Annotated in this window: 22 protein-coding genes; 12 read left to right on the plus strand and 10 right to left on the minus strand. The window is 52.5% G+C overall.

Going from position 1 to position 21,697, the window contains the following annotated elements:
* Window positions 1–29 precede the first annotated feature (29 nt).
* The 10 genes from atpE to hemL all read right to left on the minus strand — a co-directional run bounded on the left by atpE (window position 30) and on the right by hemL (window position 9,373).
* Window positions 30–314 (minus strand): ATP synthase F0 subunit C, encoded by a 285-nt coding sequence (atpE, locus tag GJT30_08985; protein MSM39735.1) that lies wholly within the window; start codon window positions 312–314, stop codon window positions 30–32.
* 54 nt (window positions 315–368) lie between these two features.
* The gene (atpB, locus tag GJT30_08990; protein ID MSM39736.1) at window positions 369–1,058 is read right to left on the minus strand and encodes a F0F1 ATP synthase subunit A; all 690 of its coding nucleotides are present in this window, start codon (window positions 1,056–1,058) and stop codon (window positions 369–371) included.
* A gap of 6 nt (window positions 1,059–1,064) precedes the next feature.
* Complete coding sequence (locus GJT30_08995; protein MSM39737.1) at window positions 1,065–1,451, minus strand: ATP synthase subunit I; 387 nt, start codon at window positions 1,449–1,451, stop codon at window positions 1,065–1,067.
* Window positions 1,429–1,668, minus strand: coding sequence for a hypothetical protein (locus GJT30_09000; protein ID MSM39738.1), 240 nt, complete (start codon window positions 1,666–1,668; stop codon window positions 1,429–1,431). Before GJT30_09000 ends, GJT30_08995 begins: the two co-directional genes overlap by 23 nt.
* Window positions 1,669–1,999: 331 nt before the next feature.
* Complete coding sequence (locus GJT30_09005) at window positions 2,000–3,421, minus strand: hypothetical protein (protein ID MSM39739.1); 1,422 nt, start codon at window positions 3,419–3,421, stop codon at window positions 2,000–2,002.
* A 169-nt stretch (window positions 3,422–3,590) separates the two neighbouring features.
* Window positions 3,591–4,415 carry a hypothetical protein gene (locus tag GJT30_09010; protein ID MSM39740.1) on the minus strand — a complete coding sequence of 275 codons (825 nt, stop codon included), beginning with the start codon at window positions 4,413–4,415 and terminating at the stop codon, window positions 3,591–3,593.
* Window positions 4,416–4,504: 89 nt separating this feature from the next.
* On the minus strand, window positions 4,505–5,857 hold the full coding sequence (locus tag GJT30_09015; protein ID MSM39741.1) for a hypothetical protein: 1,353 nt from the start codon (window positions 5,855–5,857) through the stop codon (window positions 4,505–4,507).
* 184 nt (window positions 5,858–6,041) lie between these two features.
* A complete protein-coding gene (locus tag GJT30_09020; protein MSM39742.1) occupies window positions 6,042–6,569 on the minus strand; it encodes a hypothetical protein in 528 nt (175 codons plus the stop codon).
* 209 nt (window positions 6,570–6,778) lie between these two features.
* Window positions 6,779–7,177: a hypothetical protein gene (locus tag GJT30_09025; protein MSM39743.1), complete on the minus strand. Its 399-nt coding sequence runs from the start codon at window positions 7,175–7,177 to the stop codon at window positions 6,779–6,781.
* A gap of 912 nt (window positions 7,178–8,089) precedes the next feature.
* On the minus strand, window positions 8,090–9,373 hold the full coding sequence (gene hemL / locus GJT30_09030) for a glutamate-1-semialdehyde 2,1-aminomutase (protein ID MSM39744.1): 1,284 nt from the start codon (window positions 9,371–9,373) through the stop codon (window positions 8,090–8,092).
* Between the two features lie 353 nt (window positions 9,374–9,726).
* Here hemL and GJT30_09035 point away from each other — a divergent pair, with 353 nt between their 5' ends.
* Genes GJT30_09035 through nuoL form a run of 12 tightly spaced genes read left to right on the plus strand, consistent with a single transcriptional unit; the run spans window position 9,727 to window position 21,650 of the window.
* A complete protein-coding gene (locus GJT30_09035; GenBank protein ID MSM39745.1) occupies window positions 9,727–10,083 on the plus strand; it encodes an NADH-quinone oxidoreductase subunit A in 357 nt (118 codons plus the stop codon).
* On the plus strand, window positions 10,074–10,586 hold the full coding sequence (locus tag GJT30_09040) for an NADH-quinone oxidoreductase subunit B (protein ID MSM39746.1): 513 nt from the start codon (window positions 10,074–10,076) through the stop codon (window positions 10,584–10,586). The genes GJT30_09035 and GJT30_09040 overlap by 10 nt, the downstream gene beginning before the upstream one ends.
* 30 nt (window positions 10,587–10,616) lie before the next feature.
* Window positions 10,617–11,105, plus strand: coding sequence for an NADH-quinone oxidoreductase subunit C (locus GJT30_09045; protein ID MSM39747.1), 489 nt, complete (start codon window positions 10,617–10,619; stop codon window positions 11,103–11,105).
* A gap of 57 nt (window positions 11,106–11,162) precedes the next feature.
* Window positions 11,163–12,332: an NADH dehydrogenase (quinone) subunit D gene (gene nuoD, locus GJT30_09050; GenBank protein MSM39748.1), complete on the plus strand. Its 1,170-nt coding sequence runs from the start codon at window positions 11,163–11,165 to the stop codon at window positions 12,330–12,332.
* Window positions 12,333–12,359: 27 nt separating this feature from the next.
* Complete coding sequence (locus GJT30_09055) at window positions 12,360–12,884, plus strand: NAD(P)H-dependent oxidoreductase subunit E (protein ID MSM39749.1); 525 nt, start codon at window positions 12,360–12,362, stop codon at window positions 12,882–12,884.
* A gap of 36 nt (window positions 12,885–12,920) precedes the next feature.
* A complete protein-coding gene (gene nuoF, locus GJT30_09060; GenBank protein ID MSM39750.1) occupies window positions 12,921–14,702 on the plus strand; it encodes an NADH-quinone oxidoreductase subunit NuoF in 1,782 nt (593 codons plus the stop codon).
* A 43-nt stretch (window positions 14,703–14,745) separates the two neighbouring features.
* Window positions 14,746–17,235 (plus strand): molybdopterin-dependent oxidoreductase, encoded by a 2,490-nt coding sequence (locus GJT30_09065; GenBank protein ID MSM39751.1) that lies wholly within the window; start codon window positions 14,746–14,748, stop codon window positions 17,233–17,235.
* Between the two features lie 54 nt (window positions 17,236–17,289).
* Window positions 17,290–18,339: an NADH-quinone oxidoreductase subunit NuoH gene (gene nuoH / locus GJT30_09070; protein MSM39752.1), complete on the plus strand. Its 1,050-nt coding sequence runs from the start codon at window positions 17,290–17,292 to the stop codon at window positions 18,337–18,339.
* 28 nt (window positions 18,340–18,367) lie between these two features.
* The gene (nuoI, locus tag GJT30_09075) at window positions 18,368–18,766 is read left to right on the plus strand and encodes an NADH-quinone oxidoreductase subunit NuoI (protein ID MSM39753.1); all 399 of its coding nucleotides are present in this window, start codon (window positions 18,368–18,370) and stop codon (window positions 18,764–18,766) included.
* A 10-nt stretch (window positions 18,767–18,776) separates the two neighbouring features.
* Entirely contained in the window at window positions 18,777–19,280 is a 504-nt protein-coding gene (locus GJT30_09080; protein ID MSM39754.1) for an NADH-quinone oxidoreductase subunit J, read from the plus strand.
* An 18-nt stretch (window positions 19,281–19,298) separates the two neighbouring features.
* Window positions 19,299–19,601, plus strand: coding sequence for an NADH-quinone oxidoreductase subunit NuoK (gene nuoK, locus GJT30_09085; GenBank protein MSM39755.1), 303 nt, complete (start codon window positions 19,299–19,301; stop codon window positions 19,599–19,601).
* 42 nt (window positions 19,602–19,643) lie between these two features.
* Window positions 19,644–21,650 (plus strand): NADH-quinone oxidoreductase subunit L, encoded by a 2,007-nt coding sequence (gene nuoL, locus GJT30_09090; protein ID MSM39756.1) that lies wholly within the window; start codon window positions 19,644–19,646, stop codon window positions 21,648–21,650.
* Window positions 21,651–21,697 lie beyond the last annotated feature (47 nt).

The following is a 21,697-nucleotide window of genomic DNA, read 5'->3' on the forward strand; positions in this document are numbered from 1 at the left end:
ACACCCTTTTTTGTTCCCGAAGGGATGAATTACTTCACAACAGCGGCTGCGGTCTCTGCCAGCTTGGTTGCGATTTCCTTGTAGGGGTTTGCGTAGAGGATGATCAGACAGACAACCAGGGCGTAGATGGCGAGGGACTCGATCATGGCGAGACCGATCATCATGGTGGTGAGGATCTTGCCGGAAGCGCCGGGGTTGCGGGAAACGCCTTCTACTGCGCGGCTGACGGCCATACCCTGGCCGATGCCGGTTCCTACTGTTCCGAGTGCCATACCGATGCCGGCGGCCAGAACGCACATGGTGAAAAAGCTCATTGTACTACCTCCTCGTGGGGTTGTTAGTATCCTAAACAGTATAGGATTGATAAATTAGTGGGCGTGCTCAAGTGAGCCCTGGATATAGATCATTGCCAGCAGCATGAAGACGAACGCCTGGATGAAGGAGACCAGCACGCCCATCAGCATCATCGGCATCGGTACCAGGAACGGTGCGAGGCCGAAGAAAATCATCAGGACCAGTTCGTGGCCGTTCATGTTGCCGAAGAGACGGAGGGTCAGGGAGACCACGCGTGACAGGTGGCCGATCACCTCGATGAAGAACATCATCGGCGCCAGCCAGATGATGGGGCCCATGAAATGTTTGATATAGCCTACGCCATGGTGCTTGATTCCGACGATATGGGTCATGAGAAAGACGATGACCGCACATGCCGCGGTGGTGTTGATGTTTGCGGTCGGCGGGAAGAAGCCGGGGACCAGGCCGATGAGGTTCGAGACCAGGATGAAGATCGCCAGGGTTGCAACCAGCGGAAAGAACGGCTTGCCGTGCTCTCCCATGGTCTCGACCAGCATGTTCTCGATGCCGCCGATGACCACTTCCATGAAGTTCTGCAGGCCAGATGGAACCGACTTCAGGCTGCTCGTGGCAAGCTTCGACACTATCAGCAGCAGGATCATGATCAGCCAGGTATAGGCAATGGCATCAGCTGAAGCACTTGAGATGTGGAGCGGGGCAAGAAGCTCGCGGAAGAACTGGAGAAAGAGTAACGGGTGAACCATGAGTCATTAACCTCCCAGATGGAGTAGTCTGTATAATGTCAAGAGCACGATGCCGATCACCAGCACCGAGAGTCCGACCAGCAGGCCGGGGATGCTTATGTGTGCCTTGGTTATCAGCAGCCAGAGGATGAATCCGAGTGCCGAAAGGCGAAGGATGTAGCGGATGTTTGCCGACCGCGTCGCCTGACCGGCGGGCATCTGCAGTATTTTCTCGAGCGCGACCCTGAGCCAGAAGAAGTTCAGCAAAGCCAGGCAGCCGCCTATGGCGATCCCCCCGGCGAATCTCCCCGAGACCGCCAGCCACCCAATGATGGACATGATCGCCACGAGGCAGGCACATCCGGTCGTCAGCACGGTGAGGAGGTTATCGTCAGTTATCCGTGCCGTTCCCATTTCTGTGAATCTCCCTGCTGGTTATGATGTAAATGTTGCGAAAACCGGCAGCGATCCCGAAAAAGAGAAAGATGTAAAAGAACCAGGGCTCCGTGCCGAGCCATTTGTCCAGGGAAAGCCCGACCCAGACGCCGATGGCGATCGCCACCACGACCGAGATCCCCATGCTGGAGACCAGGCCCAATGCGCGGAAAAGATCCCGTTTTTCATTGCTCATGTCAACCCAGTTTGCTGCAGAAAAGCAAGTTTGTGTACCATAACATTTGGATAATTGTCAACAGGTTCTGTTGGGTCAGCGGATTTTTTCGGGATTGTCGGATACGTCGGGCTCAGGTCGGATTTCAGCGGGAAGACTGTTGAAGCGCGCAGGCATTTCTCCGGGGATTCATGTTGAGAGTTCTCGCGAATAGCTTTTCTGAAAATGGGTTATTGTACTCCTCATCGAGCTTTATTTGATCCTCTGTTTCCTCTAGCTATAACGGCTGAGAGCTGGCCGGCATGGTTTTAGGCCGGTCGTGCGCTTTGTTGGCGCTCCGCGAACGTCCGAATTAGCGCTCAGCAAGAATGTTCATATCCATAACTCGCCAAATCGTTTCATCTGTTATGCGTAGTGCCATTTCACCTTCAGGGGTTTCGGCGACAATTCTTACTGTTATGTTTTTAGAAACTGACGAGGCGTTATCGATGTACTCCACAACGCCATTTACCAATGTGATTGATGGTGCAGTTTCAAAGACTCTTTCGACTTTGAAAGAAGTAAATTGTAATTTGCTGTAAATGCTCCGAATTTGAGCTGGAAATGCCTTTACCTCATGTCCATTCATGTATCGAGAAAGATGGTTTCCCATCTTTCCATAATTTTTTTGTTTCCAAAGAAGAAGAAATTCCGCGAGGTTGTACTCAGGCGACTGGATGTCGAATATATTGCTGTCCAAAATAAAAGTTTCTTCTTCAGGTGTCCATTCGCGTGGAACCCACTCATCCTGGTACTTTTTAACCTTGTTCGACTCATCAATAACGTGAAAAACTTCCTTCCATGATTTCTTTGGTTCCTCTGGCTGTTCTTCCAACAAACCCTGTTCAGCTTTCATTGCCCACTCGCGTGCAGCAAAGAGTGCTGCCCACGCTTTGGCTGCTACTATCTTATTGTCGTATCCTAAATCCATCCCATGCATGATACCGTTCCGGTACGGGACAGTTATTGGTTCCGTCACGGTCGAATATCTTCCGGTGTTAAATATCTTTTTTAGTTCATTGAGTCCTTTGCTATGTCCCGCTATGGAGTCCCACGCCTCAAGATCTGCTTCTCCTGATGAAAAACCTCGGCGTAAACCTTTCTGTTTGCCGTGTATTTCATTAATCATTCCGTCGAGTAAGGCTAATACAACTGGCACACATGCATGATAGCGGTCAGCTTCATAATCAGTTAGTGCTTTGTTAGCAAGCTCCATTCGTGAGTGGAAAGCACTAACTCCGTACATAGTCAGGAGCCTCCACCTAACTTGCTCTGGCGTGTAGTAATTGGCTAACTCTTGCTCTCCTGCGTCAATACTTTCATTTTCTGCCAATGATATTGCCTTCTCAGCCACATCGAGGTTCATCATTTCGTACATGATCCATCCAAGGGACGCAAAGGTATCATTGAACTTATCAGGTACGGTAGCGAGTCTATTTAATTGATCCTTCATTGCATCCAATTTTTCGAAGGCGTCGTCCATCTTAGATACATCAACTTTCAGAAGCTTAAGAAATGGACGCATAAACGGCATTACTTTTCTTAACGCTGTGAAGTTGCTCTGATCTTCCAACAGCTTCTTTATGCTTCGGATATCCTGAATTCTTTCTTCGTCCATTTTTTCAGTGACCACATTCCATATTTGATTCTCTTTCTGCGACCAACGGGGTGCCCCCATGACCCGCCCGCCCAGATTTTTCGGGCGGTCGGCGTCTATGGGGCTTGTTGGAACCATGTAACTTCTATAATTTCCTGGAGTAAGGCTGCTCTCATAGGCCAACAGACATCAAAACCCTGAGTAGGAGGTCTCGGCGAATAACACCGAGACCTCCGACAGCACCTCGCCCCCCTCATAAACTGTGGCGTAAAGCATAACTGGTGAGGGGTCCAGGGAGTTGCCTTTTCTATTTTCTCCTTAAATCGTCTGGTTGAGGTTGAGCATCTGGGCGAAGTTTCATCGTTAGTCCATCACAAAGTTCAAACAGATCATTTCTCCATTCAACTCCTTCAAAATCGGCACCATTGCCAATTCTTGCGCCCAAGAAATATCTTTTTTTCTTTCTGATAATGCCGAATGTCAAAGCGGCTGAGTTTGGTTTTCGATATATTCCAACAAGTTGCGGTGAACCTCCGCATTTTTCATCTTTTACATTAAACAATGTGTCACAGAAACAATGAAACACATTACGGCTAGTGCCTCGATTTGGCCCGCTCTCGTACCGTGCATAATTCTTGTTGAATTCCTCGCTTCCTGATCCAAGCGAAAAGAGAACGCCAGAACTTGAAGGCATGTTGATTTTCTTGCCAGCCCAACCTTTTTTCCGCGTCCATTCAATAAGCCAGCATGAAAACTCAGTGTTTTTTATTGGGTTTCTTGAAATGTGAAGCACTTGCAGAACTGGAGCCGTGATTTCCTCAACCATTTTCGGATAGGTCTGAAACTGTTGAACGAGTTTTTCCTTGATTGCCTCATAACGTTCTTTGCAGTTTGCCTGAGGAGAGAAAAGAAGACCTTGGTCAGCCATTTCTGTTATCTGAGAAAGGACCATCGTGGGGAAAAGCACGTCACCGCAGTAACCAAGAATGTCCGGTGAGAGGCGAAAAGCAAACACCTTCCTCCCATGGTCAAAACTGGCAATTTTGCCCCAACTCACTCGACTATCCGCTGCAATGTATGCTGACGCAGTGCCATGAGCGTCTACGCCAACCCATGAAACGAGCAATGTCATTTTGTTTCTCTATGTCCTTATTTTCTGCTCACCTGGTAGGAGGGGAGGCTTGCGGCCCCAGGCGCGATTCGTTAGCTTTTCAGTCCCTTCTAGGTTTCCACAATGGCGGTAATGCGAGCATGCACCTCTTCAAGAATACGATCTGGGTCGCTCGGGAAGCGGACACGATCGAAACCAGCCGCAAGATCTTCGCGAGTGACAAGTATTGCATTGTGTGCACGAACTTCGTTAGCATATGCAGCGATTTGGTCTCGTGGGAGCCTGCATACCAGCACGGCAGACACCAACGCTGGATGTCCGCTAGCAACCAATGACTTTGATAGTGCACCACGCCGATCTACTAGCTTTCCGACCTTCGATGCGAAGTCTGCAATACGCGTCGTGCATTCAACGATTGCAAGCCTTCCGCCTGGGGTCGTGACGATTAAGTCCGGTGAGTCGGTCTCTAGCTGAACGCAGGGGTTGAATCCAAGAAGGAAGAGTAACGCAGCCACACCTTGCTCAAACTTCGAAGAATCAGACGACTCGAGTACAGCATTTCTGACCATTCTAAGATCTTTGTCAAAGTGCTGAATTGCAAGAAGTCGGTTGTTGCGTGCCTTTGTCGGATCAAGAAACCACTGCCTCCGAACCGTCGAACTTCCAATCATCAAAATGCTAAGAACGTTGTCTGCATGTACAAGGTCGATTTGAGCCGTACCTTCCCTGCGTCCATTCCGAACACGGCTCCACCTGATCTCACTCGAGACCTGTTTTCGTGCGTCCAGCCCATTCCCTGGTACCGAGCGTAAAGCAAGTCCGACGTTGGCGACATCGAATTTTGGGTGAGCATGCAGGGTCAGGTGGAGACGATCGTCGACCAACGCGCACCTGTCGAAAATCAAGTCGACAGGCGGCCCCACCCGAATGCCTATGGATGGTGGGGTTACGCTTGCATCCGGCGCGGAAAGCCCCAGCCACGAAGTTACGTCGGCAAGGCCATCGAACGGCGGTTGCGATGCCCTCAATGTGTTGTCGATAGTCGCAAACAGATTCGGAGAAGGCAGTTGTCTACGGTCACCACTAACCTGTAGATGCAACTCCGAGAACCAGCGCTCACGCTGGCTCATCTCAGTGTAGAAATTGTATGGTTGATCTCCTGGTAGAATCAGCTTCTTATCGGAAAGTTGAAGTACACCTTTTGTTGCTCTATCCAACATGGTGAGCAGCAACTTCTTTTTCTCATGTGGGTGCTGGATCTGACCAACAACAAAGTTAGTGGACTCGATTCGAAAGCTCAAGTCCTGCTTTGCCGGCAAGGGGTTCAAGGCAATCGACGCGTCCCATAGACGAATGCTTTCGCCATCCACTTCGGCAAGATATCGGATATCTAGTGAGTAGCCATCGCAGACCCACGCTTCCGCTGCGTCTAGAAATGTTTGCTTGATAATTTCATTGGTCAACTTACACCTCAAGTCAGGTTTTGTGCAGTGCGGTGGCTTAAATAGGCTTTCTGAATCCTTCTAGTTCATCTGGGTTGTACCAACGGGGCCGGCCATGACCCGCCCGCCCAGGTTTTCGGGCGGTCGGCGTCCATGGGGCTTGTTGGGATTTCACCTTTTTTGCCGTTGGCTTATCTGGTTATGCCTAGGTCTCACCTTCGAAGGTTCCTCTTGCACCGCATGGCCGGTTTCCTCTTTCATTGCCCTCGTCGCGGACATACCCGCATTCATACTCAGCATACTCTACGTCTGCATCCTGATCCCCTGGACCATATATCGTATAGTAATTCCTGGTAACTAAAGGAGCACCGCAGTCTGGACAAACAAGGTCGCTATCAGCTAAGAGCGCAGCCAATTTTTCCAATTTAAATTTGAGTCCGTGTAATTCTTCCTCTTTGCCCGTTACCTGACCTTTGTATTCTTCGCCCTCATCCTTCAGTCGTAAGATTTCAGCTTTAGCTATTTCAACCCTCCGATGTAATGATTCGACCATAACGTCCGGACTTTGCTTTTCAAAATCTTTTACTTTTGTCTCCAGATACGTCAACCGCTCCTTTAGTTGCTCGATCGTAGCATCTTTCTGCTGGACCAACAGTCGGTACACGCCAAACACCACAAAGATAAAGGCAATCACCGAGGTGATCTGAGTATAGAAAATGGTTTCTAGTGTCATGTCGTTTTACCTCTATGGCTAGGTTCACTTTTGCCTTCCGTATTTGTCATTATTTCTCACCTATCGATCCGGTAGTTGGCAAGGCGGCTATTCCCAACTGTATAGCTGTAACTCCTCTATTCATGCAGTTTTTTCAGTTTTGTTAAATTTCAATTGTTGCCCTTGTTATCCTCCCCTGACATCACATGTTCCTTCTCAAATACTTATTCTTAATCGCGAGAGGATATTGGTAATTCTGTAGAGTAACGTTCCATGATGTTTACTACCTCATGTGCTGCCTCTTTAAGATCTATGTGTTTTGTGTCGTAAAGCAACTTTATATTCTCTAAATTGGTTTGAATGGTCACGTGTAGCTTCCATTTCTCTCTAAATAGAAGGCTTTTCTCGATTGAGACAAGAACTGTAGTTGCAGCAGCGGCTATCGCAGCATAATGACTAAGTTCGATAGCAGCGAGAATAGTTGCTGACGATGAAAACAACATAATGAATATCGTGGTTGAGATATAAGTGGTCATCATTATAAGACGCCATTTTCGCTGAAAAGCAATTTGCGAATCCAAGCGATTCATAAAGTTACTATCGTCATTTTGTGCAGTCTGAGTATCCATCTGACCTCCTTAATTCTTCCTTGTTTTGCGACCAACTCCTGATATGTCTGTCAGTGTCAATAAGGGAATAGCATTCCTTCCCTTGATTTAACGGTTTTTTGTTCTGGGGGATTTCTGGGGACAGGGGATTTCTGGGGACAGTATATTTATCTCTATTTAATTATGTAAACTGTCCCCGGAATTCCCCGACTCGCCACCCAATAATTTGGTAACATCCGACCAGATGGAATATCCCTCTTGTGCCAGTTGCAGGCCCAGCCAGCGAGTGAACTCGTTATCGTCGGGAGTGGCATGGCTTATGAAAATGACGTTCCGGGTATCCATTAAATAATATTCCCTTTTTCGTTGAACGGTCTTCTTTTCCCTCTATAGCTACTGGAACCCTTCGCGGGGTGTCCGGTCGGTGTCAAACGGGACGGCCTCATGATTCTCATTTTTGGTTTCCTACTCCCACGTGGCCATTCCGGGGACAGTTTATTTAATTCCGCTACTGTTTGCGAACACACGTAAATGCAGGCTCCCTAGTTGCTAAGCTGGGAGTTGCTTCCCTCGTAACTCACTGATTCACTGAAGATTACTACACCAGCTTCTCACAACAGGCAAGGTGAATTTAGCTCTAACTGAAGTATCAACTGTCACAGCAGCAAGCGAGTCAGGCACATTCGTTATTTCGCCAGCTTATGACAGAGTAGCGCCGACTGGGAGCACGAGTATATGCTTAACTGAATCATGATAGCTTTTCATTAACTGATTGACTGTGGATGGGGTGGGGCTGGAGAGGTTGAGGCTGTGGACGTTGCCGAAGTTCGGGATGCGGATGCTGCTCACTATATTGCGTCGATCAAGGAAGCAAAAAGCCCGCTGGATTTCTGATCCAGCGGGCCTCTTATTCGCGTCTGCAGTAATTGCGGTCTACAGGGACTTGAAGCTCTTTGCCGCCGCCGCTATCGTCCGGTCCAGGTCTGCCTGGGTGTGGGCGATGGAGACGAAGGCGGTCTCAAACTGCGACGGTGCCAGATAGATCCCCTCTTCCAGCATCAGCCTGAAGTATTTCGCGAACGCCTTGGTGTCGCAGGCCGCCGCGCTGTCCCAGTCGTGGACTTCACCCTTGGTAAAGAAGGCGCAGACCATGCTCCCCACGCGGGTCGAGTAGAGCGGGTACCCGGCGTCTGCGGCTGCCTTGGCGATGCCGGCGGCGAAATAAGCGCTCTTTTCTTCCAGTTCCTTGTAGAAGCCGGGGCGCTGGAGGAGCTTCAGGGTTTCGATCCCGGCGGTCATGGCCAGAGGGTTGCCCGAAAGTGTGCCCGCCTGGTAGACGCCGCCAGCCGGGGAAAGAAGCGACATGATCTCTTTCTTGCCGCCAAAGGCGCCAACCGGCAGCCCTCCGCCGATGATCTTGCCGAGGGTCGTCATGTCGGGGGTGACGCCATACACCTCCTGGGCGCCGCCATAGGCAACACGGAATCCGCTCATGACCTCGTCGAATATCAGCACGATCCCTTCGTCGGTACAGAGCTGGCGGAGGCCTTCGAGGAATCCTGCCTTGGGGGGGACGGTCCCCATATTGCCGGCGATCGGCTCAATGATGATGCACGCGACCTGGCCCTTGTTTTCGGCAACGAGTGCGCGGACCGATTCCAGGTCGTTGTAGCGGGCGGTGAGGGTGAGCTTGGCAAAGTCTGCCGGTACTCCCGGAGAGTCGGGTACGCCGAAGGTGGCGGCGCCGGAGCCTGCCTTCACCAGCAGGGCATCGGAGTGTCCGTGGTAGCAGCCGGAGAATTTGAGGATCTTGTCCCGGTTCGTATAGCCGCGCGCCAGGCGGATCGCGCTCATGGTCGCCTCGGTGCCGGAACTGACCATGCGCACCATCTCAATGGACGGGACCGCCTTGACCACCATCTCGGCGAGCGTCACCTCCAGCTCGGTGGGGGCACCGAAGCTGCAGCCGTTCTCCATGGCGGTTTTGACGGCGGAGATCACCTGGGGGTGACAATGCCCCAGGATCATCGGTCCCCAGGAACCGACAAAGTCTATATAGGAATTGCCATCCTCGTCAAAGATGGTGCAACCGGATGCGCGTTTGATGAAGAGCGGGTCTGAGCCCACGGATCTGAAGGCACGTACCGGACTGTTGACACCGCCGGGAATAACCTGCTGCGCCTGGGTGAAAAGCTGATGTGATCGGCTGTTTTGCATGGCTGGCACCTCGGTAAAGAATTCTATATAAATCAAGGCCTTGTTAGCATATATGCGCGACGCGTGTCAAGGCGTAAGTGGATGGTAACAGGGGCTGACTGCAGAAGCTTGTATTGAGCAGCTGGGGGGGTGTTGGGTGTGGCTAAAATTAGAGTTTTTTTTTCTTGACATCGGTTAAGAAATGGCATATTTTCCCGATCGATTCTTGTATACAGTATACGTGTCAGTGAAGAGAAAGACTTGTTTAACTTATAGATATTTCGTGAATTATAAAGCAGAGATATAGCCCGATTTGAAAAGCCGACAACAGGCTGCACAGGTCGAGCGTAACCCCAGAGTGGAGGAAGCTGCATATGCTAGGTGCCTACTTACCGATTATCCTGCTGGTAATAATTGCGGCGATTTTTGGCGTTGTCGCGCTGACCTTTTCGTCGCTGATCGGTCAGAAGAAACCGTCCGTCGTCAAGCTCGCTCCTTACGAGTGCGGCTGCGAGCCGGTTGGTTCCGCGCGCGAACGTTTTTCCGTCAAGTTCTACATCATCGCAATGCTCTTCATCCTGTTCGACATTGAAGCAGTTTTCCTCTATCCCTGGGCGGTCCTGTATAAGAGGCTGGGAATGTTCGGGCTGGTTGAGATGGGGATATTCATCGTCATCCTCTTTGTCGGTTATATTTACGTCTGGAAAAAAGGAGCACTGGAATGGGAGTAGATCAGCCGTTGGGAGATAACATCATCACCGCGAGCTTGGATGGACTCGTCAACTGGGCGAGAAAGTCCTCAATCTGGCCGATGACCTTCGGTCTTGCCTGCTGCGCCATTGAGATGATGGCCACTGGGGCATCCCACAATGACCTGGACCGCTTCGGTATCATCTTCCGGGCTTCGCCGCGCCAGTCGGACTGCATCATAATCGCCGGAACCGTTACCAAGAAGATGCTGCCGGTGATTAAGACTGTCTATGAGCAGATGCCGGAGCCGAAATGGGTTGTCGCCATGGGTGCCTGTGCATGCTCCGGAGGGGTATTCGATACCTACAGTGTTGTGCAAGGGATAGATACCGCCCTGCCGGTTGATGTCTACATTCCGGGTTGCCCGCCGCGGCCGGAGGCCCTGCTGTATGGCCTGCTCAAGCTGCAGGACAAGATCATGAAGGAAAAGAATTCCTTCGGATCGACAATCGGCCTGGGCGATCGAATCGTGTCGGCTGCGTAACCAAACCATTCATAAGGGGAAAGAACGGTTATGGCTGAAAATAATCGCGCAGTAATAAAGTTGAGAGAGAAGTTCGCATCGTTGATCCTTGACGCCAAGGAATTTCGCGGCCAGGTGACCGTCACTGTCCCGAGGGAGAACATCGTCGAGATCTGCACATTCTTGCGGGACTCGCTACAGTACAATCTCCTGACTGACGTTCTCGCCGTGGATTACCTCGGGAAGCAGGAGCCGCGATTCATGGCGGTCTACAACCTGTACTCCATCCCGAAAAAAGACCGCTTCTTTGTCAGAGCGGCTGTGCCCGAAGCTGACTGTACCATAGATACGGTTTCAGGGCTCTGGAAATCAGCCATCTTCCTTGAGCGCGAGGTTTACGATTTGATGGGACTCGTGTTCAACAATCATCCTGACTTGCGCCGGATCCTTATGACGGATGATTGGGTCGGGCATCCTCTCCGGAAAGATTATCCGGTTCAGGGCCCGGACCGCGAACCGTATCAGGGTCGCGTCTCCTAGGCGGCTCACATTCTCGTGCATACAAATCAACTTCACTAGAGGATACAGAGGCGAGCAATGGCTACAGAGATAATGACAGTCAATATGGGACCGCAGCACCCCAGTACCCACGGCGTTCTGCGAATGGTCGTCGAGCTGGACGGCGAGATCGTTCAAAAGATTACACCCCACATCGGCTACCTTCACCGTGGGGTCGAGAAGCTCTCTGAGCACCGCACCTACCACCAGACAATCCCGCTTACCGACCGTCTCGACTATCTGGCGCCGATGAGCAACAACCTGGGATATGTTCTGGCAGTTGAGAAGCTGCTCGGAATAGAGGTGCCTGAACGTGCCCAGACGATCCGGGTCATCCTCGCCGAACTTACCCGTCTCAAGTCGCACCTGGTTTGGATTGCCTGTCACGCCCTCGATATCGGTGCCATGACGGTCTTTATCTACGCCTTCCGTGAGCGTGAGAAGGTCATGGAGCTGTACGAGAAAATCTCCGGTGCGCGCATGACCAGCAACTACTTCAGGGTCGGCGGGCTTTCGTCGGAGGTGTACGACGGTTTCGAGCGGGATGTTCGTGAGATCATCGATACCTTCCCCGGATATTTCGATGTCTATGAAGGGCTCCTCACCAAGAACACCATCTGGCTCCAGCGTACGGTTGGCAATGGCGTGATCTCGGCGGAAGACGCCATCAGTTATGGCATCACCGGTCCTGCCCTGCGTGGTTCCGGCGTTGACTGGGATCTCCGGCGCGACAATCCTTACAGTGGCTACGAAAAATACAAGTTTGCCGTGCCCGTGGGCGAGAAGTGCGACACCTTTGACCGTTACAAGGTCAGGCTGGTGGAGATGCGCGAAGCGGTCAAGATCGTCAAGCAGGCCCTCGAATCCCTGAAGCCGGGACCGATTCTTGCCGATGATCCGCAGGTCTGCTACCCCCCCAAAGAGAATGTGTACAACACCATCGAGGGGCTGATTCACCACTTCAAGATTGCCAGTGAAGGTTTCCCCGTACCGGAAGGTGAAGTATACCAGAGCGTCGAGGCTCCCAAGGGTGAGCTTGGCTTCTACCTCGTCAGTGATGGTGGACCCAAGCCCTACCGCATGAGGATCCGCCCACCCTCATTCGTGAACCTCGGTGCGATCGAGAAGATGGCAAAGGGCTCGATGCTCGCCGACTTGGTAGCAGTCATCGGAACCTTGGATATCGTGCTTGGTGAAATCGACCGGTAACGTCACCGCGACAAAGGAGAGGGAGTAATGAGCAACGCTCCGGCCGAAGCAACGAAAGCTGAAGAAGCACCTGCTGAAGAGATAGATCTCGAGCCAGCAAACCATATCATCGACAAGTATCTGACCCTGCCCGGCAACCTGATGCCGGTATTGCAGGGGATCCAGGACGAGTATGGTTATGTTCCCAGACCGACCATCGATCTGGTGGCCGAACGCCTGAATGTCTATCCGAGCCAGATCTTTGGCGTGTTGACCTTTTATGCCCAGTTCCATCTCAAGCCGCGTGGTCGCTTCATCATCCGCGTCTGCGTAGGAACCGCATGCCACGTTCAGGGCGCGCCCCGAATCGTCGAAACGTTCTTCGACAAACTCGGGATAGGTCATGCAGAGACAACCCCTGACCTGCGCTACACGTTTGAAAAGGTCGCCTGTCTCGGAGCCTGCGGAATGGCGCCCCTCGCAATGGTTAATGATTCAACCTACGGGCAAATGACGGTCCAGAAAGTCGATCAAATCATTGCCGATTACAACCAGCGGCCGATGAAAAAGTAAGTAGCTCGATACTATCCAGTAAGGGACAATTCAGTTATGAGCGAAAACGCAGCGATAAAAATTCTGATCTGTCAGGGGACCGGCGGTGTCTCGATGGGCGCCAAAGAGGTCGAGGCCGAGTTCACGAGGGTGATCAACGAAAAGGGTGTCAACGCCACTGTCGGCAAGCGCTGTGACGTCATCAAGACCGGCTGCCGCGGACTCTGCGCCAACGACGTTCTCGTTGACATCATCACCGAGGAACAGGGTCGGGTTACCTACGACTTCGTCAAGCCGGAAGAGGTGGAAATGCTTGTTGATGAGCATATCGTCAACAAGACTGTCCTGGAAAAGCGGAAGGCGAAACCGTATTACAACACCTTCGTTGATCAGCAGATGCGAGTCGTCATGACCGGCTGCGGCCAGATCAACCCGGAAAAACTTGACGCTTACCTTGAAGAAGACGGTTTCAAGGCCATTGAAAAGTGCGTCAAGGAGATGAACCCTGCTTCGGTCATCGACGAGGTCAAGAAGTCGGGTCTGCGCGGTCGTGGGGGCGGTGGCTTCCCGACCGGCATGAAATGGTCCTTTTGCGCAGCAAGCCCCGGTCATCACAAATATATCATCTGCAACGCCGACGAAGGCGATCCAGGCGCATTCATGGACCGCTCCATCCTCGAAGGCGACCCCTACTGCATTATCGAAGGGATGATGATTGCCGGATTCGCCATTGGCGCCACAGCTGGGTACGTGTATGTCCGTGCGGAATATCCTCTGGCCATTGAACGTCTGCAGATGGCCCTGGATGTCTGCTACGAGAAGGGGTATCTCGGCACCAACGTCATGGGGCTCGGGTTTGACTTCAACCTTCGGATCAAGAAGGGGGCCGGTGCCTTTGTCTGCGGCGAAGAAACCGCTCTTATGGCATCCATCGAGGGTGAGCGCGGCATGCCCCGTCCACGACCTCCGTTCCCGGCAGTCAAGGGTCTGTGGGCGAAGCCGACCAACATCAACAACGTCGAGACCTTTGCCAACGTTCGCCATATCATCCTCCGCGGTGCAGAATGGTACGCCTCGCTCGGTACGGAAACGACCAAGGGGACCAAGATCTTTGCCGTAACCGGCAAGGTCAAGCACACCGGCCTCGTTGAGGTCCCGGCAGGTATGTCCATCCGCGAGGTTATCTACAATGTCTGCGGTGGCATTGCCAACAACCGCAAATTCAAGGCGGTACAGGCAGGCGGTCCGTCTGGTGGCTGCATCCCGGCTGAGATCCTTGATACGCCGGTTGACTATGACTCCCTGATCAAGGCCGGTGCCATGATGGGTTCGGGTGGTCTGGTTGTCATGGACGAAACGACCTGCATGGTCGACGTGGCTCGCTTCTTCCTTACTTTTACCCGTGATGAATCCTGCGGTAAGTGTGTTCCCTGCCGGATCGGTCTGAAGGCGATGCTCGACATCCTGGAGCGGATCACTGAAGGGCGTGGTCAGGAATCTGATATCGAGACGCTGCTGGAGATGGGTAACACCATCAAGAAGGCATCGCTCTGTGGTCTCGGTCAGACTGCACCGAACCCGATTCTGTCTACGGTCAAATATTTCCGTCATGAATATGAAGCTCATATCCTTGATAAGCGCTGTCCCTCCAACTGCTGTAAGGAACTCCTCCTGTGGCAGGTTGTGGAAGAGAAGTGTGTCAAGTGCGGTGCCTGTCTCAAGGCGTGTCCGGTGGATGCCATCAAGTGGGAAAAGGGTCAGGTAGCCGAGCTTATCAAGGAAAAATGCACAAAGTGCAAGTCCTGCTACGACGCCTGCCGTTTCATGGCCATCGAGTAGCTGCGAGCTGTAAGTCAAACATCCGAGGGAGACAGAGGTCGAGATGGTTACTCTTACAATCGATGACAAGCAGGTAACGGTATCCAAGGATGCCACCATATACGATGCTGCCAAAGCTGCCGGCATTCGCATCCCCATCATCTGCCACGACAAGAAGCTGCAGCCCTTTGGCGGCTGCCGCATGTGTCTCGTCGAAGTCGAACAGATGAAAGGCCGACAGATCCCGGCGTGTACCACACCGGTAACTGAAGGGATGATCGTCAGGACATCGACGGATGAGATCATCAAGGCCCGGAAGATGGTCCTTGAGCTGCTCCTCCTCAAGCACCCCATCGATTGTCCGGTGTGCGATGCCGCGGGCGACTGCGATCTGCAGAATCTGACCTACGAATATCAGGTCAATACCAACCGCTTCCAGGATGAGAAGTTCAACTGGAAGATCGATTATGAAAATCCGCTCATCGAGCGGGATATGAATCGTTGCGTCCATTGCGGCAAGTGCGCACGTATCTGTGACGAGATCGTTTCCTTCGGCGCATACTCTTTCATCAATCGCGGTATCCAGGCACGGATCGGTACCGAATTCGACGGTCCGTTGAACTGCGAATTCTGCGGCTCATGCGTATCGGTCTGCCCCGTTGGCGCTCTCATCAGCCGGCCGTTCAAATTCAAGGCACGCTGGTGGTCACTCAACAAAGTCAAGTCGGTCTGCTCCTACTGTGGTACCGGCTGTCAGTTGACCCTCGGTGTGAAAAACAACGAAGTCATGACCACGATCTACGACGAGAATCAGGGTTTCCACAACGGACAGCTCTGTACGCGTGGTCGCTGGGGATATCAGTTCGTCAACAGCGAAAAGCGGCTTACCACGCCGATGATCCGCAAGAACGGCAAGTTGGAGCCGGCAAGCTGGGACGAAGCACTTGGCCTCGTTGCCAAGCGTCTGGGCGATGCAAAAGGTTCACCCGATTCCCTCGCTGCATTGGTCTCTCCGCGTCTCACCAATGAAGAGCTTTTCGTCATGAAAAAGTTGTTCAAAGAGACTCTGGGCTGCGACAACATAGACCATGCAGGTGGTTACTCACACAAGGCTCTTACTGCAGGTGCAAAAGAGAGCCTCGGCTATGCTGGATCACCATCAGTCATCGCCGACATCAAGAAGACTAATCTCCTGCTGGTTATAAAGACAGATGCCTATGAAACTCACCCGGTTCTCGGGTTTGAGATAAACCTGGCAGTGAAGCAGCACGGTGTAGACATCAGGCTACTTTCCGACAAGAAAGGCAAGCTCTCCAAACTGCCCAACGCACAGACGTATGTGCACAAAGCAGGTGCTGATCTTCTGCTCGTCAATGCCATTGCCAAGGTCATTCTCGATGAAAGCCTGCACAATGCGGCAGCTGCGCAGGCAATCGGCGGATTCTCCGCCTGGCAACAGTCACTTGCCAATTGTGCGATCGATCAGGTTGCCGCTCAGTGCGGTGTCGACACCGATACCATCAAAGGTCTGGCACGCGATTATGCTGCAGCGGAAAAGGCCCTCATCATTCTCCCTACCGGTATGGGCTACCCTGGGCATGGCAAGGAGATGGCGCAGGCCGTCATCAACCTCGCTCTGCTCACCGGTCGCGTCGGCAAGGAAGGGTGCGGTGTTCTCATCCTTGGCGAGAAAAACAACAGCCAGGGTGCTGCCGATCTCGCTATCTACCCCACCGCTGGTGGCAAGGAAGCCCAGGCGATCCTGGCGGGATGCGCCGCAGGCAGCATTAAGACCCTGTTCATTGCCGGTGAAAACCCGGTTGTTTCCTATCCTAATCGTTCCCAGGTGGAAAAAGCGCTCGATGCAGTGGAATTCCTGGTGGTTTCCGAACTGTTCCTGACGGAAACGTCCGCCAAGGCACACGTGGTACTTCCTGCGTGCTCTTTTGCAGAAAAGGAGGGGACCTTTACCAGTGTTGGCGGTGCTGTGCAGCGGATCAACCCGGCAATCAAGGCAATCGGCCAGTCCCGGAGCGACCTTGCTATCCTGAACGGACTTTTCCAGGCGATCACTGGTCAGCCAGCCTATGCGAACTCTGCGGCCGCTTTCCTTGATCTTGCTGCTACGGTACCTGGTTATGCAGGCCTGACGCAGGCCGGTCTCGGCGATAACGGCGCCATCAGGGCCGTTTCGGGAACCGCGACGTTTGTTCCGGTCCCTGCTGCCGTGCCGACTTCCGAGGCCGGAAAGTTTGCGCTGGTAACCGGCTCCGCACTGAATCACTGCGGCACGCTTTCACTCTACGGTGAAGGGCCGATGCTGGTATGCCCTGCCGGGTATATAGAGTTGAGCAGAGAGGATGCAAAAGCTGTCGGCGTGAAGGACGGTGAAACCGTGAAGGTTTCCTCGGCAACCGGCGAGGTGAAACTGGCGGTGAAGGTTGGTTCCCGCGTCCCGAAGGGGCTTGTGTTCGCCCCCTACCATTTTGCCGATTCATCCATCAATACCATAACCAGCGGCAACGCTATTACCTGGGTCAGCCTCGCTAAATAAGCGGCGTAACCATCTAACGTCTATACATACTATAGAGAAGGGGAAGAGGAGCACATGGGATACGAACTGTTTGGACTACCAATGATCTACTACATATCCATGGTTTTGAAGGTCCTCGTGGTCTTCGTGTTCGTCCTGCTAACCGTGGCATATGCAACGTATGCCGAGCGGAAGCTCATCGGCCACATGCAGGTCCGTTTCGGACCAATGCGGACAGGCTGGCACGGCTTATTGCAACCGATAGCCGACGGCTTGAAGCTCTTCTTCAAGGAAGAGATAATCCCGGCACAGGCTGACAAGTTCGCCTTCCTCCTTGCCCCGATCATCGCCCTGGTGCCGGCCTTCATAGGGTTTGCCGTCATCCCGTTCGGGGATACCATCGAGGTGATGGGCTACAAGATTCCGCTGCAGATCGCCGCATTTTACGATACTTCAGCCGGAAAGGTAGTTGACCTGAATGTTGGCGTCCTCTACATCCTGGGTCTCGCATCGCTGGGCGTGTACGGTATCGTGCTGGCAGGTTGGGCTTCAAACAGCAAGTATTCGCTGCTCGGTGGCCTCCGTTCCTCGGCCCAGATGATTTCGTACGAACTGGCTGCCGGTCTTGCCATTGTTTCGGTCTTCATGCTGTCCGAGTCCCTGTCGCTGCAGAAGATCGTCGCCGATCAGTCCGGAATGTTCTGGAACTGGTATGCATTCAAGCAGCCGCTGGCGTTCGTTCTCTTCTCCATCTGTTCACTGGCGGAAATCAACAGGACGCCGTTCGACTTGCCGGAAGCTGAAACAGAACTGGTATCCGGTTTCTGTACTGAATATTCGAGCATGAAGTACGCTATGTTCTTCATGGCAGAATATGCCAACATGATCACGGTTTGCGCGGTAACGACCACCCTGTTCCTCGGTGGCTGGCATGGACCTGCAATCCTTCCCGGTTGGGTCTGGTTTGTCGCCAAGGTGTACTTCTTGATCTTCCTCTGCATGTGGGTGCGTGCTACCTACCCTCGCTACCGCTATGACCAGTTGATGCGTCTCGGGTGGAAGGTATTCCTCCCCCTGACACTTCTGAACATCGTTATTACGGGGATCGTCGCATCGTTCTTCTAGTCTCAACTTCACGAAGAGGTTACACACCATGATAATGCCGTTGATTAATGGTCTTAAGATCACCCTGAAGCACCTGTTCATGAAGCCGGTCACCCTGCTGTATCCGGAAGAGCGGCCGACCCCTTCGCCGAACTATCGCGGGCTGCACGCACTCAAGGTATCACACAACAATGCGAAGTGCGTTGCATGTTATCTCTGCCCGACGGTTTGTCCGGCCAAGTGCATCACTGTTGAGGCTGGGGAAGACGAGAATCACGACAAGTTTGCTGCACGGTACGAGATTGACATTCTCCGCTGCATATTCTGCGGGTACTGTGTGGAGGCCTGTCCTGTCGATGCCCTGAAGATGACTGATACCTTTGAGCTTGCCAATTACAAGCGGGAAGACTTCATCTATACCAAGCAAGCCCTGCTAGAAAAGAAATAAAGGAGCAGCAATGGAAACCATCTTCTTTACTCTTGTGGCAGCGGCTGCTGTCCTCACTGGTCTTCTGGTTGTCACGTGCCGCAACCCGATCAACAGTGCATTGTCTCTGGTGATGACCTTCTTCTGTCTCGCTACGCTCTACGTGATGCTTGATGCGCCATTCATGGCTGCTATCCAAGTGCTCGTTTACGCGGGCGCCATCATGGTCTTGATCGTCTTCGTCATCATGCTCCTGAATGTGCGATCCGAGACGGCGAAACGGTATACCCACGCAGGCTTCATAAGTTCTGTCGTTGGCTGTCTGCTGCTGTTCGTTTCCCTGTACTTCCTGAATCACAGCAGCCTCACCGGTGTGCGTGGAAGCCTGGACACGGCAGTTATCAACCAGGTCGGGCATACGGAACTGATAGGCAAGGCTCTCTTTACGGACTTCCTGCTGCCGTTCGAGATTACATCGATCCTGTTGCTGGTTGCCATTATTGGCGCAGTGATCCTTACCAAGAAGAAAATATAACGTTACAGGGGTGACGAGATGCTTTCACTGCACAGCTATCTGATATTGAGCGCAATACTCTTCTCTATAGGCACAGTCGGGGTGCTGGTCCGCCGCAATGCGATCGTCATATTCATGTGCGTGGAGCTCATGCTCAACTCCGTGAACCTGACCTTCATCGCCTTTTCCAAGTACCTCGGCAACATCGACGGACAGGTCTTTGTCTTCTTCGTCATGACGGTTGCCGCTGCCGAGGCAGCGGTAGGTCTCGCGCTGATGATCGCATTCTACAAGAATCGCGAATCCATCGACGTTGAAGATCTGCGACTGATGAAGTGGTAAGGACGAGAACGCTCACGAATCATTTCACGCAAGGAGTCTGGAATGCTTGATAACGTATGGCTCATACCACTGTTCCCCCTGATCGGCTTCCTGATCAACGGCCTTCTGGGCAAAAGGATCAAGAACGAGGCAGTCATCGGAGGTATAGGTACGCTGATGATCTTCCTCTCCTTCCTCGTGTCGTGCGGGATCCTGATGCAGATGATCGGCCTTCCCGCCGAGCAGAGAGTGTTCGAGAAGGTAATGTTCCCCTGGATTCACTGTGGCAATTTTAAAGCGGACATGGCGTTTCTCGTCGATCCCCTTTCTACAGTGATGATCATGGTAGTAACAGGGGTTGGTACGCTCATCCACCTCTACTCCATTGGTTATATGCACGGCGAGGAAGGATTCTACAGGTTCTTTGCGTATCTTAACCTGTTCTGTATGTCCATGCTGCTGCTTGTCCTCGGAAACAACATGCTGGTCATGTTCATTGGCTGGGAGGGTGTTGGTCTCTGCTCCTATCTCTTGATTGGCTATTATTTCCACAAGAAGTCCGCTGGTGATGCAGGCAAGAAGGCATTTGTCATGAACAGGGTCGGCGACTTCGGTTTCCTGCTCGGCCTCTTCACTCTCTACTGGTGGTTCGGTGCGAACCATAACATCTGGACGATCAATTTCACTGAGATCAAGGCTGCTTCTCACCTGCTTCCTTATGGTGGTGTAGTGACGATCGCAACACTCTGCTTCTTCCTCGGTGCAACAGGTAAATCTGCACAGATTCCACTCTATACCTGGTTGCCAGACGCCATGGAAGGTCCGACTCCAGTATCTGCTCTCATCCACGCTGCTACCATGGTTACCGCCGGTGTCTACATGATCGGCAGGATGAGCTTTGTCTTCATCAAGTCTCCCGATACCATGATGGTAATTGCCTGTGTCGGTGCCGCAACTGCAATCTTTGCCGCTACTATCGGTACGGCGCAGAATGACATCAAGAGGGTTCTGGCCTATTCAACGGTTTCCCAGCTCGGGTTCATGTTTCTTGCCATGGGTGCAGGCGCATTCGCAGCCGGTATTTTCCATCTGATGACACACGCATTCTTCAAGGCCTGCCTCTTCCTCGGGTCAGGCTCGGTTATTCACTCAATGCATCATGCCTTGCATCATGGGCATCTGCATGACGATGCTCAGGACATGCGTAACATGGGTGGTCTGAAATCGGTCATGCCGATCACCTTCCTGACCTTCTTTGTATCGACCATCGCTATTGCCGGTATCCCTGGTTTCTCCGGCTTCTTCTCCAAGGACGAGATCCTCTGGCAGGCATTTGCCAACCCGTATCATGGGACGCTCAACATCGTTCTCTGGGGAATTGGTGCGGTTGCCGCATGTTTCACCGCATTCTACATGTTCCGCCTCGTCTTTATGACCTTCTTCGGCAAATGCCGCATCAACCCCAAGGTGAAGGATCATCTCCACGAGTCACCGCTGGTTATTACCATTCCGCTCATGGTGCTCGGCTTCTTGGCAGTGGTTGGCGGTTACATCGGCCTGCCGAAGCTGATCGGCGATCTGCTGGGTGGCGTTCCCAACTATTTCGAGCATTGGCTTGAGCCGGTCTTTGAACAGGCACAGCATTACGGAACCCAGTACGCGCACGCCGGGGCACATCATTCGCACGCCCTTGAGTGGGGGCTTATGGGACTCTCCGTGGTAATCGCTCTTGTTGGTATCTCGATCGCATTCGCCATGTACATGGCCAATGACAAACTGCCCGCGAAATTCACCTCGACTTTCCCGGCTCTCCACCGTGCGGTTTACAACAAGTGGTACATTGATGAGCTGTACGACTGCCTGATCGTCAATCCGTGCAAATCGCTAGGCAACCTTCTCTGGAAGGGCTTTGATGTGCTGATAGTGGACGGGATTGTGAATGGCGTAGGCAAAGCAGTAATGGGTTTCAGTGCAGGTCTGAAGGGCCTGCAGAGTGGCTACACTCACAATTATGCACTCGGTATGGCCTTGGGTGCCGTCGTGATCGTAGTTGTCTACATTTTCCGTTAGGACGAATAGAGACTTCTTTTTAGAGATAGAGCAAAAGGAGCAGATTC

This window comes from Geobacter sp., from assembly GCA_009684525.1.
Taxonomy (GTDB): Bacteria; Desulfobacterota; Desulfuromonadia; order Geobacterales; family DSM-12255; genus Geoanaerobacter.

What these genes read in the sequence shown, in the direction of transcription:
- atpE (MSM39735.1), bottom strand. Translation starts at nt 314, where the DNA reads ATGAGCTTTTTCACCATGTGCGTTCTGGCCGCCGGCATCGGTATGGCA.
- atpB (MSM39736.1), bottom strand. Translation starts at nt 1,058, where the DNA reads ATGGTTCACCCGTTACTCTTTCTCCAGTTCTTCCGCGAGCTTCTTGCC.
- GJT30_08995 (MSM39737.1), bottom strand. Translation starts at nt 1,451, where the DNA reads ATGGGAACGGCACGGATAACTGACGATAACCTCCTCACCGTGCTGACG.
- GJT30_09000 (MSM39738.1), bottom strand. Translation starts at nt 1,668, where the DNA reads ATGAGCAATGAAAAACGGGATCTTTTCCGCGCATTGGGCCTGGTCTCC.
- GJT30_09005 (MSM39739.1), bottom strand. Translation starts at nt 3,421, where the DNA reads ATGGTTCCAACAAGCCCCATAGACGCCGACCGCCCGAAAAATCTGGGC.
- GJT30_09010 (MSM39740.1), bottom strand. Translation starts at nt 4,415, where the DNA reads ATGACATTGCTCGTTTCATGGGTTGGCGTAGACGCTCATGGCACTGCG.
- GJT30_09020 (MSM39742.1), bottom strand. Translation starts at nt 6,569, where the DNA reads ATGACACTAGAAACCATTTTCTATACTCAGATCACCTCGGTGATTGCC.
- GJT30_09025 (MSM39743.1), bottom strand. Translation starts at nt 7,177, where the DNA reads ATGGATACTCAGACTGCACAAAATGACGATAGTAACTTTATGAATCGC.
- hemL (MSM39744.1), bottom strand. Translation starts at nt 9,373, where the DNA reads ATGCAAAACAGCCGATCACATCAGCTTTTCACCCAGGCGCAGCAGGTT.
- GJT30_09035 (MSM39745.1), top strand. Translation starts at nt 9,727, where the DNA reads ATGCTAGGTGCCTACTTACCGATTATCCTGCTGGTAATAATTGCGGCG.
- GJT30_09040 (MSM39746.1), top strand. Translation starts at nt 10,074, where the DNA reads ATGGGAGTAGATCAGCCGTTGGGAGATAACATCATCACCGCGAGCTTG.
- GJT30_09045 (MSM39747.1), top strand. Translation starts at nt 10,617, where the DNA reads ATGGCTGAAAATAATCGCGCAGTAATAAAGTTGAGAGAGAAGTTCGCA.
- nuoD (MSM39748.1), top strand. Translation starts at nt 11,163, where the DNA reads ATGGCTACAGAGATAATGACAGTCAATATGGGACCGCAGCACCCCAGT.
- GJT30_09055 (MSM39749.1), top strand. Translation starts at nt 12,360, where the DNA reads ATGAGCAACGCTCCGGCCGAAGCAACGAAAGCTGAAGAAGCACCTGCT.
- nuoF (MSM39750.1), top strand. Translation starts at nt 12,921, where the DNA reads ATGAGCGAAAACGCAGCGATAAAAATTCTGATCTGTCAGGGGACCGGC.
- GJT30_09065 (MSM39751.1), top strand. Translation starts at nt 14,746, where the DNA reads ATGGTTACTCTTACAATCGATGACAAGCAGGTAACGGTATCCAAGGAT.
- nuoH (MSM39752.1), top strand. Translation starts at nt 17,290, where the DNA reads ATGGGATACGAACTGTTTGGACTACCAATGATCTACTACATATCCATG.
- nuoI (MSM39753.1), top strand. Translation starts at nt 18,368, where the DNA reads ATGATAATGCCGTTGATTAATGGTCTTAAGATCACCCTGAAGCACCTG.
- GJT30_09080 (MSM39754.1), top strand. Translation starts at nt 18,777, where the DNA reads ATGGAAACCATCTTCTTTACTCTTGTGGCAGCGGCTGCTGTCCTCACT.
- nuoK (MSM39755.1), top strand. Translation starts at nt 19,299, where the DNA reads ATGCTTTCACTGCACAGCTATCTGATATTGAGCGCAATACTCTTCTCT.
- nuoL (MSM39756.1), top strand. Translation starts at nt 19,644, where the DNA reads ATGCTTGATAACGTATGGCTCATACCACTGTTCCCCCTGATCGGCTTC.